This window comes from Bradyrhizobium sp. SZCCHNS1022, assembly GCF_032484835.1.
GTDB lineage: Bacteria > Pseudomonadota > Alphaproteobacteria > Rhizobiales > Xanthobacteraceae > Bradyrhizobium.
Genome location: NZ_JAUETT010000001.1, coordinates 2828440 through 2841125, shown reverse-complemented (window position 1 = coordinate 2841125; position 12686 = coordinate 2828440). Strand labels below are relative to the sequence as shown.

Sequence of the window (12686 nt, the reverse complement as noted above, 5' to 3'; positions counted from 1 at the left end):
GGATGAGCACAGCGGCCCTACCACCCGTGCAGACCGATCGCACGAACGAGCAAGTGACGGGCACCGTTGATCGTGCCGCAATGCTGCGCGCCGCCAACATCAACCCACGCACCGGGCTCGCAACCGACTACCTCAATCATTTCAACGAAGCGGTGATGCTGCTGGAAATGATCCCGGACATGCCGGAATGCGCCGAAGATTTTCTGGCATGGAAGCCGCTCAGTTATGCAGAGCATTTCACCGCGACCAATTTCAAGGCCCGCGATCTCGTCATCGAGGCCTATGAAACGGCCGATCCTTCGATTCGCGAACGATTCGATCACATCACCAAAACCATGACCGACATCCTGCTCGCTGTCGGAACGGCGATGCGCGACGCCAAGCAGGATGCGACCCGCGCCAGGCTGGCCACCCAGGCCACAGGCTGGGTCAAACCCTTGATCGCAGAGGCCGGCGGCTTGATCAATGGCGACCTCGAACCGGATCCTGTTCCCGACGAGGGCGAGATCGACGAGGTCGATGCCGTCGACGCCATCATGGCGAGCTTCTGATCGAAGCGGATTTGGACCGCTGCAAGCCTGACGTAAGATGGCGGTACCGTCACTCCGGAGCCTCGCCGCGATGTCCCCGACCGCCACGCCGAACCATCCCCAGCTCGCGGTCAGTGCCGCCATCTTTCGCGCGAACAAGCTGCTGCTGGTCCGGCGCGCACGCGCCCCTGCCAAGGGGGTCTACACCCTGCCCGGCGGCCGCGTCGAGTTTGGCGAGCCGCTCCATGTGGCCTTGCGCCGCGAGGTCGAGGAGGAAACCGCTCTGTCGATCGACATCGTCGCCCTCGCCGGCTGGCGCGAGGTGCTGCCCGAGACCACCGGCGGCGGCCATTTCGTGATCCTGCCCTTTGCCGCGCGCTGGCGCGCCGGCGAGGTACGGCTCAACGCCGAGCTGGATGATTTCCAATGGCTGGCACCGGATGCGCTCGGCGGCCTGACGCTGACCGCGGGCCTGCCCGAGATCGTCGCGGCGTCTCAACGGCTACTGTAAGGTCAGCGCGACCTGTTCCGCCTTGCCTCCGCACCTTGCGAAGGCCTATCACGGACCCCTGATGTCGAAACGTCTCCTGGCCGTCCTTCTCGTCATTGCGGCGTGCGCCGCGGCGCCTGCGCGCGCACAGCAGGCGGCTGCCCCGTTCGACGGCGACCTGCAGCGGCTCGCCGAAATCCTCGGCGCCCTGCATTACCTCCGCGGCATCTGCGGCGCCAATGAGGGCGCCAAATGGCGCAACCAGATGCAGGCGCTGATCGATGCCGAAACGCCCTCAGGCGACCGCCGCACCCGCATGATCGCGGGCTTCAACCGCGGCTATAACGGCTTCCAGCAGACCTATCGCACCTGCACGCCGGCAGCGATGGTGGCGATCCGCCGCTATATCGACGAGGGCGCGAAGATCTCGCGCGACCTCACGGCGCGCTACGCCAACTGATCCGGTCGAACACTCTGTTCGCCGCGCCCGTGGCAGCGCATCGTGGTCAGACCATCCACGCGATTATGCGATCCCGTTAACCTTTCCTAAAGAACTGCCTAGGCGAGCGCCCTGGCCGTGGTAAACAGCTCGGGTCCGGCGCGCCCGCCCGGAGAATCGCGCCAACAGTCCGACCGACAGTCTTCATGAGCCATTCCGTACCCTTCAGCACCGTCCACGCCGTCCTGCCCGATCACGAGCAGAAGCAGGCCGCGCTCAGCTATCTCAACGAGGCCTGGGCGGAAGCGCGCCATGATGGCGTCGACGGCGATTGCCTGGCCCAGGCGAGCCTGTTCGCCGCCTTGGCCGAGCTGGTCGGCACCTATGGGGAGGACGCCGTCGCGACCTTCGTGGAAGCGCTGTCGACCCGGGTGCGCCACGGCGAGTTCTCGCTGTCGCGCGCGACGCAGTAGCCGCAGCACTCCGCTATCGTCGTCCGGCATGACCGGACACGCCGGTATTCCAGAGACGCCAGTCTTGTAGGGTGGGCAAAGCGAAGCGTGCCCACCACCTTCCGGCACGGCAGGCGCACGGCGCTTTCCGTCACCGCGAACGCGAAAACATCGTCGCGCGCCTTTGCCCACCCTACGATTCTTGATCAGGGCTTCAGCGTCTCCAGGAACCGCACCGGCTCGCCGGTCGCAGGCGTCAACAGCTCGCCCTGCCACATCACCCGCCTGCCGCGGACGACGGTGCCGACCGGCCAGCCGGTCACGCGCAGGCCGTCGTAAGGGGTCCAGCCGGCGCGCGAAGCGACCCATTTGTTGGTGATGGTCTCGCTGCGCTTCAAATCGACGATGGTGAGATCGGCGTCGTAGCCCGCGGCGATCCGGCCCTTGCAGGCGATGTCGTAGAGCCGCGCGGGGCCGGCGCTGGTGAGATCGACGAAACGCTGCAGCGAGAGCCGCCCGGCATTGACGTGGTCGAGCATGATCGGCACCAGCGTCTGCACGCCGGTCATGCCGGACGGCGAGGCGGGATAGGTCTTCGCCTTCTCCTCCAGCGTATGCGGCGCGTGGTCGGAGCCCAGAATGTCCACGATGCCCTGCTCGACGCCCCACCAGATCGCGTCGCGATGATCGGCCGAACGGACCGGTGGGTTCATTTGAGCGTGGGTGCCGAGCCGCTCGTAACATTCGGGCGCGGCGAGCGTCAGATGATGCGGCGTCGCCTCCACCGAAGCGACATCCTTATGGTCGCGCAAAAACGCGATCTCCTGCTTGGTCGAGACGTGCAGCACATGGATGCGCTTTCCCGTCTCGTGCGCGAGGGTGACCAGCCGCTGCGTCGCCAGCAGCGCCGCCTCTTCGTCGCGCCACACCGGATGTGAACGCGGATCGTCCTCGACGCGCAGGCTCTTGCGATCGTTCAGGCGGTATTCGTCCTCGGCGTGGAAGGCCGCGCGGCGGCGGATCACCTGGAAGATGCGACGCAGGCTGTCGTCGTCCTCGACCAGCAGCGAGCCGGTGGACGAGCCGACGAACACCTTCACCCCGGCGCAGCCTTCGGCGCGCTCCAGCACCGGAAGCTGCTCGACATTCTCGCGGGTGCCGCCGATGAAGAAGGCGAAATCGCAATGCATGCGATGCCGGCCGGCGCTCACCTTCTCCGTGAAGGCCTTCTCGGTCACCGTCAGCGGATTGGTGTTCGGCATCTCAAACACTGCGGTGACGCCGCCCATCACGGCGCTGCGCGAGCCCGTCTCGAGATCTTCCTTATGCGTGAGCCCAGGCTCACGGAAATGCACCTGGGTGTCGATGACGCCGGGCAGGATATGCAGACCCTTGCAGTCGATCACCTCGGCAGCCGAGGCCCCGCCGAGCGCGCCGATCTCGGCGATCCGGCCGCCGGTGATACCGACGTCGCGCACGCCCTCGCCGTCCTGATTGACGACGGTGCCGGATTTCAGAATGAGGTCGAAGCGCTGGCTCATGATCCCTCGTAGGATTTCATTCTCCACACGGCTTGGCGCAGCAAGCGATCATGCTACACGCCTGCCCATTTGCTAGTCTGCTGCAGGCAGTTCAACTTCATCTTGAGAATGAAGCCACCCTGCGACACCGTTTCCGCCTTGTGGTTTGTGCCAGGGCGGCTTACGTTTCGGTGCGGCGTGTCGCAAGAGGTTTTTGCAGAATGAAAGCGACCTTTCTCCCCGACCGGGGCGTGGTCCAGGTCAGCGGCGCCGACGCACGCAAGTTCCTGAACGGCCTTGTCACCACCGATGTCACCAAGCTCCATCCTGGCGAGGCGCGGTTCGGCGCCCTGCTGACGCCGCAGGGCAAGATCATCGTCGATTTCCTGATCGCCGAGATGCCCTCCGAGGCTGGCGAGCGCTTCCTGCTCGACTGCCCGCGGGCACTGGCCCAGGCGCTGACCGACAAGCTCAACTTGTACAAGCTGCGCGCCAAGATCAGCATCGAAAACCTGTCCGATCGGCTCGGCGTCGTCGCGGCCTGGGGCGGCACGCCCGCAGCTCGGCCGGAGTTGAGCTTTGCCGACCCGCGACGGCCCGAACTCGGCTGGCGCGCGATCGCGCCGCAGGACGAGCTGCCGCGCGTGGCCGCCGAGCTAGGCGCCGAGATCGCCGATGTCGGCGCCTATGATGCCCAACGGATCGCTCACAGCGTCCCTCAGGGCGGCCTCGACTTCGCCTATGGCGATGCCTTCCCGCATGAGACCAACATGGACCGCCTGAACGGCGTCGATATCGGCAAGGGCTGCTATGTCGGCCAGGAGGTCGTCAGCCGCATGCATCATCGCGGCACCACGCGCACCCGCGCGGCTCAGGTGACGCTAGAGGGACCCGCGCCGGAACCGGGCACGCCAGTGGTCGCGGGCGACAAGACGGTCGGCACGATGGGCTCGGCGGCGGCGCAGGCGGGTATCGCGCTGCTGCGCATCGACCGCACGACCGAGGCGATCGAGACCGGCACGCCGCTGACCGCGGGCGGTCTCGCCCTGCGGGTGGTCGATCTCGAGGCGCTACAGGGCGCACCGAAGCAAACCGTGGCATGAGCAGATCTGCGCGCCTTCATCCTGATGGTCTGAGGCGATGTCCTTGGCCGGGCGACGATCCGTTTTACGTCGCCTATCACGACTCCGAATGGGGCGTGCCGGAATATGACGATCGCGCGCTCTATGAAAAGCTGATCCTGGACGGCTTCCAGGCCGGGCTGTCCTGGATCACGATCCTGCGCAAGCGCGACAATTTCCGTCGCGCCTTCGACGATTTCCAACCGGAGAAGATCGCCCGCTACACCGACAAGAAGATCCACGCGCTGATGAACGATGCCGGCATCGTCCGCAACCGCGCCAAGGTCGAGGGCACGATTCTGAGCGCCAAGGCTTGGCTCAAGATCCAGGAGCAAGGCGAGGGCTTCTCGAAATTCCTGTGGGACTTCGTCGACGGCCGGCCCAAGGTGAACGAGTTCAAGACCACCGCGAGCGTGCCGGCCTCGACCCCGCTCTCGATCAAGATCTCCAAGGAACTATCGACCCGCGGCTTCAAATTCGTCGGGCCCACGATCGTCTACGCGTTCATGCAGGCGACCGGCATGGTCAACGATCATCTCGTCACCTGCTTCTGCCACGAGACCTGCAGCGGCAAACGCCGCACCCCGCGCCTCAAAGCCCCGCGCCCCAAAGCCCTATGAGCGTCAAGAAGGCTTCACCCGGCCAGACCCGCGTCTGGCAGCGCATGCTGTCGGGCCGCAGGCTCGATCTGATCGACCCCTCCCCGCTCGACATCGAGATCGCCGACATCGCCCATGGGCTCGCGCGCGTGGCGCGCTGGAACGGCCAGACGCGCGGGGCGCACATCTTCTCGGTGGCGCAACACACGCTGCTGGTGGAGGCCGTGATGCGCACGCGCAATCCGAACATCGACGACCGGCTGCGGCTCGCCGCCCTCCTGCATGACGCACCGGAATATGTCATCGGCGACATGATCTCGCCGTTCAAGGCGGTGCTGGGAGCGGACTACAAGACGGTCGAGAAACGCTTGCTGGGCGCGATCCACATCCGCTTCGGCCTGCCGGCGGAGCTCGCGCCTGACATCGAGAGGCAGATCAAGGCCGCCGACCGCGGCGCCGCCTATCTCGAGGCCACGGAGCTTGCGGGCTTCTCCGAGAGCGAGGCCAAGCGGCTGTTCGGCCGCGATCCCGGCCTGCCCGAAGCGACACGCGTCGACTACCTGACGCCGTGGAGCGCCTCGAAGGCCGAGAAACGCTTCCTGACGCGCTTCCATGCCGTTCTAGGGACCTGATGCGATGCCGCTGACGCCGGACGAACGCCGCAATGAGCGGCTGAAGCTGCTTGCGAACTGGGCCAATACGCTGGCGACCGCGATCATCTCCGTCGGAGTCTTCGTCCCGATCGGCCAGGAGATCTATGGGTTCCTGCCCCAGAGCACCGACCCCACCCTGGTCTACGTTTCGGCCCCGGTTTGCTTTGCGGCGGGTTTGCTCCTACATTTAGGGGCACAGTGGCTTCTGGGAGGCCTCCGATGACGGTCGGTCAGATCTATGCTTTGAGCATGCCGTTGGCAGTCGCGGCCATGGTGTGGATCCTTGCCCTGTTCATCCGCCGCCCCTGGGCCGAGAAGCCCGTCGAGGCCCCGTCCCAGCCCACGCCGGCCCGGCGCGAACGTCTCTTCGATCGTCTCGAGCGGCTGAATGCCGAGATCGAGGGCAACGCCTCCCTCGCCCGCCAGCAGCTGCGCCAGCTCAAGCGACATCGACAACCCTGAACGCGACATCTTTTCGGGATGATCCACGTCTGCTCTCTCGCCGCCTTGCCCGATACGGTCCGTCGCACCCGCGCCAGCCACGTGCTGACGGTCATGGCCAATGTCGACCAGGTGCTGACGCCCGAGGCCATCCTGCCGCACAATCACCTCAAGGTGTCGGTGGACGACATCACCGAGGAGATCGAGGGCTTCGTCGCGCCCTGCGAGCACCACGTGGCGCAGGTTCTCGACTTCGTCCGCGGCTGGGACCGCAAGGCGCCGCTGGTGGTGCATTGCTATGCCGGCATCAGCCGCTCGACCGCCAGCGCCTTCGCGGCCGCCTGCGCGCTCAATCCGCACCGCGATGAGCTCGCGATCGCAAGGGCCATCCGCGCGGCTTCGCCCATCGCCGCACCGAACCGCCTGATCGTCAGCCTTGCCGACGCGGCGCTGGGGCGGGAAGGACGCATGATCCGCGCCATCGACGCGATCGGCCCGGGCGCGATGTCGACCGAAGGCCGGCCGTTCCGGATCGAGCTCGACTGAGCGGATCGCTGCGGGCGGTTTGAACTTTTGCCAGCGGGATCGAGACTTACGGGAACCTGCCATCTGCTCCATTGGCCGCGGTCCGGCCAGCTGGGGAATGACGCGGTGCGGTTGACCTTTGCGGTAACCGCCGGACCCCGGCACCGAGTTCGAGACGCAGCATGTTCGACTGGCCGCTAGACTGGATTGCGCTCCTGATCGCGATCGGCGCGCTGGTCTTTGCCCGCAAGGCTGCAGGAGAAGCCGCACGCTTGCGCGCACGGCTGGATCGCCTGGAGGCAGGAGCGGGAGCCGAAGCCACGACATTGGTGGCGGTGCCGCCGCCGCTTACGCCCGCGCAGGAGCCAGAGGCCTCGCTGGAAGCGGAAGAGTCCGCCGCGCTCCCGCCCGACCAGCCCGAGATCGCCAGCACCAGCGCCGCTGCTGGCCCGGGGGAGACCAGCGACGAAGCGCGGCACCTGCCCCCGCCGCTTCCCTCAGCCGCGCCACAGCCGGCTGCCCAGGGCTTCGAGGAACGGATCGGCACGCGCTGGGTGGTGTGGATCGGCGGGCTTGCGCTCGCGCTCGGCGGCTTCTTCCTGGTGCGCTATTCGATCGAGGCCGGCCTGGTCGGCCCTGCCGTGCGCGTAACCCTGGGCGGGCTGTTCGCGCTGGCGCTGCTCGGTTCCGGCGAATGGGCGCGGCGCAAGGAGAGCCTGTCGCAGATCGCGCCGCTACCCATCGCCAACATCCCGGCGATCCTGACCGCGGCGGGGACGGCGGTGGCATTCGCCACGGTCTATGCGGCCTACGCGCTCTACGATTTTCTCGCTCCCGCAACCGCCTTCATGCTGCTCGGGATCGTTGCGCTGGGCACCTTGGCAACGGCCCTGCTGCACGGGCCGGCGCTCGCCGGACTCGGCATTGCCGGCGCCTTCGTCACCCCCGTGCTGGTCTCGTCGGACGAGCCGAACTACTGGGCCCTCTACATCTATCTGGCGGTCGTCACCGCTGCCGCCTTCGCGCTGGCGCGCATCCGGCTGTGGCGCTGGCTCGCGATCACCACGATCGTGCTCGCCTTCCTGTGGACCTTGCCCTGCCTGGATTGCGGGCTGTCGATGGTGGCACCGCACGTCTTCCACGTCGTCGTGGGCTTCGCATTGGCAGCCCTGATCGTCGTCTGTGGCTTCATGTTCGGCCCCGACGCCGCCGGCGACGAGTTCGAGCCGATCTCCTCGGCATCGCTGGCGATCTATTTGTTGGGCGCGATGCTGATCGTGCTAGCCAGCCTGCATGACGGCGTGGCGCTGATCGCCTTCGCGGCGCTGGTCGCGGGCACCCTGATGGTCGCCTGGCGGGCGCCTGCCGCAAGCGGTGCCATCGGCGCGGCGGCGGCGATGGTCTTCATCGTGTTTGCGGAATGGGCGGTGCGCGACAATCCCGACATGCTGGTGTTGCCGGGCGGCGCCCTGCCCGGCATGGGATCGAGCCCGACCGGCGAATCCGTCGCCTTGCATCTCACGATTGCGGCCATCTTTGCCGCCGGTTTCGGCGCAACCGGCTTCCTCGCGCAGGGCCGAAGCCGTCATGCCATCGTACCCATCATCTGGTCGGGCGCCGGCGTCTTCACGCCCGTGGCGCTCCTCGTTGCGCTTTACGCGCGCATCGCCCATCTCGACCGCTCGATCCCGTTCGCGATCCTTGCGGTGCTGCTGGCCGCAGCCTTTGCTGCCGCAACCGAAGCCCTGTCGCGCCGCGAGCCCAGGCCAGGGCTGAACGTCTCGGTCGCGCTGTTTGCGACCGGCGCACTCGGCGCGCTGGCGCTCGCACTGACCTTCGCCCTGGAGAAGGGCTGGTTGACGATCGCGCTCGCGCTGATGTCGCTGGGCACCGCCTGGATCGCCACGCAGCGGCCGATCCCGTTCCTGCGCACCCTCTCTGCTGTCTTCGCCGGCCTCGTGCTGCTGCGGATCGGCTATGAGCCGCGGATCGTCGGTGACGATGTCGGCACCACGCCGATCTTCAACTGGCTGTTGTGGGGCTATGGCTTGCCGGCGGCGTCATTCTGGGCGGCGAGCTCCCAGATGCGGCCGCGCGGCGACGATGCGCCGCTGCGTGCGGTCGAGGCAGCCGCGATCCTGTTCACGGTCCTGCTCGCCTTCCTGGAGATCCGCCACGCCATCAATGGCGGCGACATGCTGGCGGTGCCCTCGCTCGCGGAAGCCGGCCTCGATGTCTGCGTCGCGCTCGCGCTCGCCATCGGCCTCGAACGGCTGCGCCTGCGCAGCGGGAGCGTCATCCATGATGCGGGCGCGGTGCTGTTGACCGTCTTCGCCGTGCTCGGCAGCGTGTTCGGGCTGTTGCTGCTGGAAAACCCGATGATCTCGGATGTCGAGATCAAAGGCCGCATCCTCAATCTGCTGCTGCTCGCCTATGCGTTTCCGGCAATCCTGATGCTGCTGTTGTCCTACGCCGTCGCAGGCCGACGCCCAGTCGTCTACGCCAACAGCCTGGCCGCCGGCGCGCTGATCCTTGCGTTGAGTTACGTCAGTCTGGAAATCCGCAGGCTCTATCACGGCCCCGACCTGGCCGAGGGCGCGACCAGCGGAGCCGAGCAATACACCTATTCGATCGCATGGCTCGGCTTCGGCGTGGTTCTGCTCGGGGTCGGCATCCTGATTCAGTCGCAGCGCGCGCGGCTCGCCTCGGCCGTGGTGATCGCGCTGACGATCGCCAAGGCCTTCCTGATCGACATGTCCACGCTGACGGGCGTCTACCGCGCGCTGTCGTTCATCTGCCTCGGCCTCGTCCTCGTCGCGATCGGCTGGCTGTATCAGAAGATCCTGTTCCGCAAGCGGCTGCCGGAAGCAGCCGCGCCGAGCCAATAAATCTCACGCCGCGCGGACGGACTGCAGGAACTGCGCCACCTCGCGCTTGAGGCGGTCGCTGTCCTGCGCGAGCGACTTCGCCGCGCCCAGCACCTGCGAGGAGGCGCTGCCGGTCTCCGTCGCGCCGCGCTGCACGTCGACGACATTCGACGACACCAGCTCCGTGCCCTGCGCCGCCTGCTGAACGTTGCGCGAGATCTCCTGCGTTGCGGCCCCCTGCTCTTCGACGGCGGCGGCGATCGCGGACGAGATCTCCGAGAGCTTCTCGATCGTGCCTGAGATCGCCTTGATGGCGCCGACCGATTCCTGTGTCGCCGCCTGGATGCCCGAGACCTGCTGGCCGATCTCGTCGGTCGCCCTGGCGGTCTGCTCGGCAAGGGCCTTCACTTCGGTGGCAACCACCGCAAAGCCCTTGCCGGCTTCGCCGGCCCGCGCCGCCTCGATCGTCGCATTCAGCGCCAGCAGGTTGGTTTGCCCTGCGATCGTGTTGATCAGTTCGACCACATCGCCGATGCGAGCGGCGGCCTTGGTCAACTCGCCGACCCGGTCGTTGGTCATCCGCGCCTGCTCGACAGCCTCGAGGGCCATGCGCGCGGAGTCCTGTACCTGACGGCTGATCTCGGTGATCGACGAGGAGAGCTCTTCGGTGGCCGATGCGACGGACTGAACGTTGGTGGAGGCTTCCTCCGAGGCCGCAGCGACCATCGTCGAGATCTGCTGCGAGCGGTTTGCGGTCGACGACAGCGAGGCTGCGGAGTGCTCGAGCTCGGTCGAGGCCGATGACACCGTGTTGACGATGTCGCCGATCGTGGCTTCGAACTGGCGCGTGATGTTGTCGACCCGGCGGCCACGCTCGATCTTGGCTTCGGTATCATGCGCAGCAGCCTCGTCCGCGGCTTTCTTCGCGATCAGCGCCTCCTTGAAGACCTGCAACGTGTCGGCCATCGCGCCGATTTCGGTCGTTTCGCCACGATGCGGAACCTCGGCGCTCAAGTCGCCAGCCCCCAGCGCCTGCATCGGCGTGATGATCGAGGCGATGCCCTGCGACACGCTGCGCACCAGCGAGATTCCGACCGCGATGCCGGCAATCATGGCGGCGCCGATGATCATCAGCACCAGCCAGAAAGCTCTGGCATAGCCCTCGGCAGCCGCCTGCGTCGCCTGTTCCGCCCCCTTGTCGTTGAGCTGGATATCTTGCACGAAGTAATTGTCGGCCGCACGCGCGATCACGGCGACCTGCTTGTCCAGAAGCTCGGTCGCCTCATGCGGGATTCTGCCAACGCTCTTGTGCGACTCGTCCATGACCTGCCGTACACCGACGACATACTTGTCCCAGGCCTGCAACCAATTGTCGTAGATCGCTCGCTCTTCCGGCGACGTGATCAAAGGCTCGTATTTCTTGCGATCGTTTGCGATCGCCTCGAAGATGCCCGCGAGCCGCTTGTCAGCTGCCTGCTTGGCTTCTTCCGTTTCCGACATCACCTGGGCGCGGAGCGCAATGCGCAACAGGTTAATATCGGCGCGCAGCTGGCCGATGGTGCGTACGCTCGGCAGCCAGTTCTCCGCGATGTCGACGGTGTGCGCATTGATCGCGCGCATGCTGTACACGGCAAGAAGGCCGAGGCCCGACGTCGTTGCGAGCATGAAGACGATGACGGCAATGATCTTGGCACGAATGGACAGAGTGGCCATGTGATGTCCCCACCAGGGAGTGCAATCAGCCTGCGAGCTGCGACAACGGCGCATGCGCGTAGGCGGCGCGAACTGCACTCGAATGCGAAATGATCCGATCGGAAATTCCGATCGCCACATTGATGCAGTTCCGCAAAGGGTTCCTTAACCGGAAACTCCGCTCTACTACGGACAACACTCCGATACTGATGAGATCGCCGGTATCGGGGGGAGTGGTCATGGCTGACGCGGCACAGCGGCGCGAGGGACTAAATCAGACTCCGGATCATGCTCTATCCGATGGACTCCGCGACCAAGCGAATTCGAAACACCGGCTGCTTGGCTTCGTCGAGCAATTCCATCCGCCACTCCGCATCTTCCCGAAGGGTACGCGAGATGCCGCCGATCAGGTCGGCGCAGACCGCCGTCAACTCGTTCCACGCCGACTCGCGATTGGCGAATTCGTAAGGCTGATCAGCCGCGCCCGCAAAACGACCGTGACTGATGCGGAAGAAATAAAGCGACATCAACGCCCCTTTTCACATGGCCCCCCTCGACCCAAACTAACCGAGAGTTGCTATCGGGACATGAATCTAGGGGGCCGTGGGACTACGGCGCAATCATTCAAACCGCTTTGCGAGCAGGAGATTTGTTGCGAAACATTGCTGCCCGCAGCCATCGGCTGAGGCGCGCATTGCAGATGTCGGGAGTTGCCGCGAGACGAAGCTATTACTCTGTCGACCGGCGCAATTCGGGAGCGCCCTCCGACTTGCTGTCGGACGGTGCCGCGCTGTTGGCCCTGACCGGCTCCGGCTTCATCGCCTCGGACCTGATCGGCTCGATCTTGCTGCTTTCGACGCGCGGCGTCTCGACCCGTGCGGTCACCTGCGAGCTATCGGCCGCGCCGACAGTACGCGTGCTACGCGCATGCGGGCGCGCCACCGCGCGCGCCATCAACATGGTGGCGCCGCCTTGGTGCTGAAAGTCGCAGTAAGCAAAGCCGAGTCCGGACACGGAGCCGCGGAAACTGCGATCGTCTTTTTTGTCGAGGTTGAAGCAGGGCTCGAACGGCAGGCCCTTCAGCGAGGCGCAGACGTTCTGGCCGCGGATCTGCAACGTGTTGCCGGGCAGGCGGATATGGCGGACCGGACCGGAGCCGGCAAACTGCACCGCACCCGCAGCCCCCATGTCGTCTAGGATGCGGCCCGCGCCGCGCGTGCCATCGACACAGGTAAAGGCGAACACCTTGCCGGCCACAAATTTGCGGGCCTCATCGGCGGTCATCGATCCCCCGATTGCGGGCGCGATCATGGCACCGGCGGTAACGGTCCCCAGGATAAGACGCGCAAGCATGCTG

Annotated in this window: 15 protein-coding genes; 11 read left to right on the top strand and 4 right to left on the bottom strand. The window is 66.1% G+C overall.

The annotated features are described in order from the left end of the window. Nucleotides 1–2: 2 nt before the first annotated feature. The 4 genes from QX071_RS12840 to QX071_RS12825 all read left to right on the top strand — a co-directional run bounded on the left by QX071_RS12840 (nt 3) and on the right by QX071_RS12825 (nt 1932). The gene (locus QX071_RS12840; RefSeq protein WP_315706873.1) at nt 3–551 is read left to right on the top strand and encodes a hypothetical protein; all 549 of its coding nucleotides are present in this window, start codon (nt 3–5) and stop codon (nt 549–551) included. A 70-nt stretch (nt 552–621) separates the two neighbouring features. Next, on the top strand, nt 622–1041 hold the full coding sequence (locus QX071_RS12835) for an NUDIX hydrolase (protein ID WP_315706872.1): 420 nt from the start codon (nt 622–624) through the stop codon (nt 1039–1041). 61 nt (nt 1042–1102) lie between these two features. After that, nucleotides 1103–1480 (top strand): TIGR02301 family protein, encoded by a 378-nt coding sequence (locus tag QX071_RS12830; protein ID WP_315706871.1) that lies wholly within the window; start codon nt 1103–1105, stop codon nt 1478–1480. A gap of 185 nt (nt 1481–1665) precedes the next feature. Continuing rightward, entirely contained in the window at nt 1666–1932 is a 267-nt protein-coding gene (locus QX071_RS12825) for a hypothetical protein (protein ID WP_315706870.1), read from the top strand. 185 nt (nt 1933–2117) lie between these two features. Here the strand turns inward: QX071_RS12825 and QX071_RS12820 are convergent, their stop codons facing one another. Then, nucleotides 2118–3452 carry a dihydroorotase gene (locus tag QX071_RS12820; RefSeq protein ID WP_315706869.1) on the bottom strand — a complete coding sequence of 445 codons (1335 nt, stop codon included), beginning with the start codon at nt 3450–3452 and terminating at the stop codon, nt 2118–2120. A 200-nt stretch (nt 3453–3652) separates the two neighbouring features. Between QX071_RS12820 and QX071_RS12815 the strand changes: the two genes are divergently transcribed. From QX071_RS12815 to QX071_RS12785, 7 genes are all read left to right on the top strand, one after another. Next, nucleotides 3653–4534, top strand: coding sequence for a folate-binding protein (locus tag QX071_RS12815; RefSeq protein WP_315706868.1), 882 nt, complete (start codon nt 3653–3655; stop codon nt 4532–4534). Continuing rightward, nucleotides 4531–5172 (top strand): DNA-3-methyladenine glycosylase I, encoded by a 642-nt coding sequence (locus QX071_RS12810; RefSeq protein ID WP_315706867.1) that lies wholly within the window; start codon nt 4531–4533, stop codon nt 5170–5172. The genes QX071_RS12815 and QX071_RS12810 overlap by 4 nt, the downstream gene beginning before the upstream one ends. Further along, nucleotides 5169–5783, top strand: a complete 615-nt coding sequence (locus tag QX071_RS12805) for an HD family hydrolase (RefSeq protein WP_315706866.1) — start codon at nt 5169–5171, stop codon at nt 5781–5783. The genes QX071_RS12810 and QX071_RS12805 overlap by 4 nt, the downstream gene beginning before the upstream one ends. 4 nt (nt 5784–5787) lie before the next feature. Then, nucleotides 5788–6027, top strand: a complete 240-nt coding sequence (locus tag QX071_RS12800; RefSeq protein WP_315706865.1) for a hypothetical protein — start codon at nt 5788–5790, stop codon at nt 6025–6027. Further along, a complete protein-coding gene (locus QX071_RS12795) occupies nt 6024–6266 on the top strand; it encodes a hypothetical protein (RefSeq protein ID WP_315706864.1) in 243 nt (80 codons plus the stop codon). Before QX071_RS12800 ends, QX071_RS12795 begins: the two co-directional genes overlap by 4 nt. Before the next feature lie 18 nt (nt 6267–6284). Then, nucleotides 6285–6791 carry a protein tyrosine phosphatase gene (locus tag QX071_RS12790; protein ID WP_315706863.1) on the top strand — a complete coding sequence of 169 codons (507 nt, stop codon included), beginning with the start codon at nt 6285–6287 and terminating at the stop codon, nt 6789–6791. 161 nt (nt 6792–6952) lie between these two features. Next, nucleotides 6953–9658 (top strand): DUF2339 domain-containing protein, encoded by a 2706-nt coding sequence (locus tag QX071_RS12785; protein WP_315706862.1) that lies wholly within the window; start codon nt 6953–6955, stop codon nt 9656–9658. A gap of 3 nt (nt 9659–9661) precedes the next feature. Here QX071_RS12785 and QX071_RS12780 read toward each other — a convergent pair whose 3' ends face one another. The 3 genes from QX071_RS12780 to QX071_RS12770 form a co-directional block, all read right to left on the bottom strand. After that, on the bottom strand, nt 9662–11350 hold the full coding sequence (locus QX071_RS12780; protein WP_315706861.1) for a methyl-accepting chemotaxis protein: 1689 nt from the start codon (nt 11348–11350) through the stop codon (nt 9662–9664). A gap of 272 nt (nt 11351–11622) precedes the next feature. Beyond that, entirely contained in the window at nt 11623–11856 is a 234-nt protein-coding gene (locus QX071_RS12775) for a DUF6894 family protein (RefSeq protein ID WP_315706860.1), read from the bottom strand. Between the two features lie 202 nt (nt 11857–12058). Next, nucleotides 12059–12682 carry a hypothetical protein gene (locus QX071_RS12770; protein ID WP_315706859.1) on the bottom strand — a complete coding sequence of 208 codons (624 nt, stop codon included), beginning with the start codon at nt 12680–12682 and terminating at the stop codon, nt 12059–12061. Nucleotides 12683–12686: the final 4 nt, after the last annotated feature.

Coding starts and splice junctions, on each gene's coding strand:
- QX071_RS12800 (WP_315706865.1), top strand. CDS start 5,788: ATGCCGCTGACGCCGGACGAACGCCGCAATGAGCGGCTGAAGCTGCTT.
- QX071_RS12790 (WP_315706863.1), top strand. CDS start 6,285: ATGATCCACGTCTGCTCTCTCGCCGCCTTGCCCGATACGGTCCGTCGC.
- QX071_RS12775 (WP_315706860.1), bottom strand. CDS start 11,856: ATGTCGCTTTATTTCTTCCGCATCAGTCACGGTCGTTTTGCGGGCGCG.
- QX071_RS12810 (WP_315706867.1), top strand. CDS start 4,531: ATGAGCAGATCTGCGCGCCTTCATCCTGATGGTCTGAGGCGATGTCCT.
- QX071_RS12780 (WP_315706861.1), bottom strand. CDS start 11,350: ATGGCCACTCTGTCCATTCGTGCCAAGATCATTGCCGTCATCGTCTTC.
- QX071_RS12785 (WP_315706862.1), top strand. CDS start 6,953: ATGTTCGACTGGCCGCTAGACTGGATTGCGCTCCTGATCGCGATCGGC.
- QX071_RS12805 (WP_315706866.1), top strand. CDS start 5,169: ATGAGCGTCAAGAAGGCTTCACCCGGCCAGACCCGCGTCTGGCAGCGC.
- QX071_RS12840 (WP_315706873.1), top strand. CDS start 3: ATGAGCACAGCGGCCCTACCACCCGTGCAGACCGATCGCACGAACGAG.
- QX071_RS12825 (WP_315706870.1), top strand. CDS start 1,666: ATGAGCCATTCCGTACCCTTCAGCACCGTCCACGCCGTCCTGCCCGAT.
- QX071_RS12835 (WP_315706872.1), top strand. CDS start 622: ATGTCCCCGACCGCCACGCCGAACCATCCCCAGCTCGCGGTCAGTGCC.
- QX071_RS12795 (WP_315706864.1), top strand. CDS start 6,024: ATGACGGTCGGTCAGATCTATGCTTTGAGCATGCCGTTGGCAGTCGCG.
- QX071_RS12815 (WP_315706868.1), top strand. CDS start 3,653: ATGAAAGCGACCTTTCTCCCCGACCGGGGCGTGGTCCAGGTCAGCGGC.
- QX071_RS12830 (WP_315706871.1), top strand. CDS start 1,103: ATGTCGAAACGTCTCCTGGCCGTCCTTCTCGTCATTGCGGCGTGCGCC.
- QX071_RS12820 (WP_315706869.1), bottom strand. CDS start 3,452: ATGAGCCAGCGCTTCGACCTCATTCTGAAATCCGGCACCGTCGTCAAT.
- QX071_RS12770 (WP_315706859.1), bottom strand. CDS start 12,682: ATGCTTGCGCGTCTTATCCTGGGGACCGTTACCGCCGGTGCCATGATC.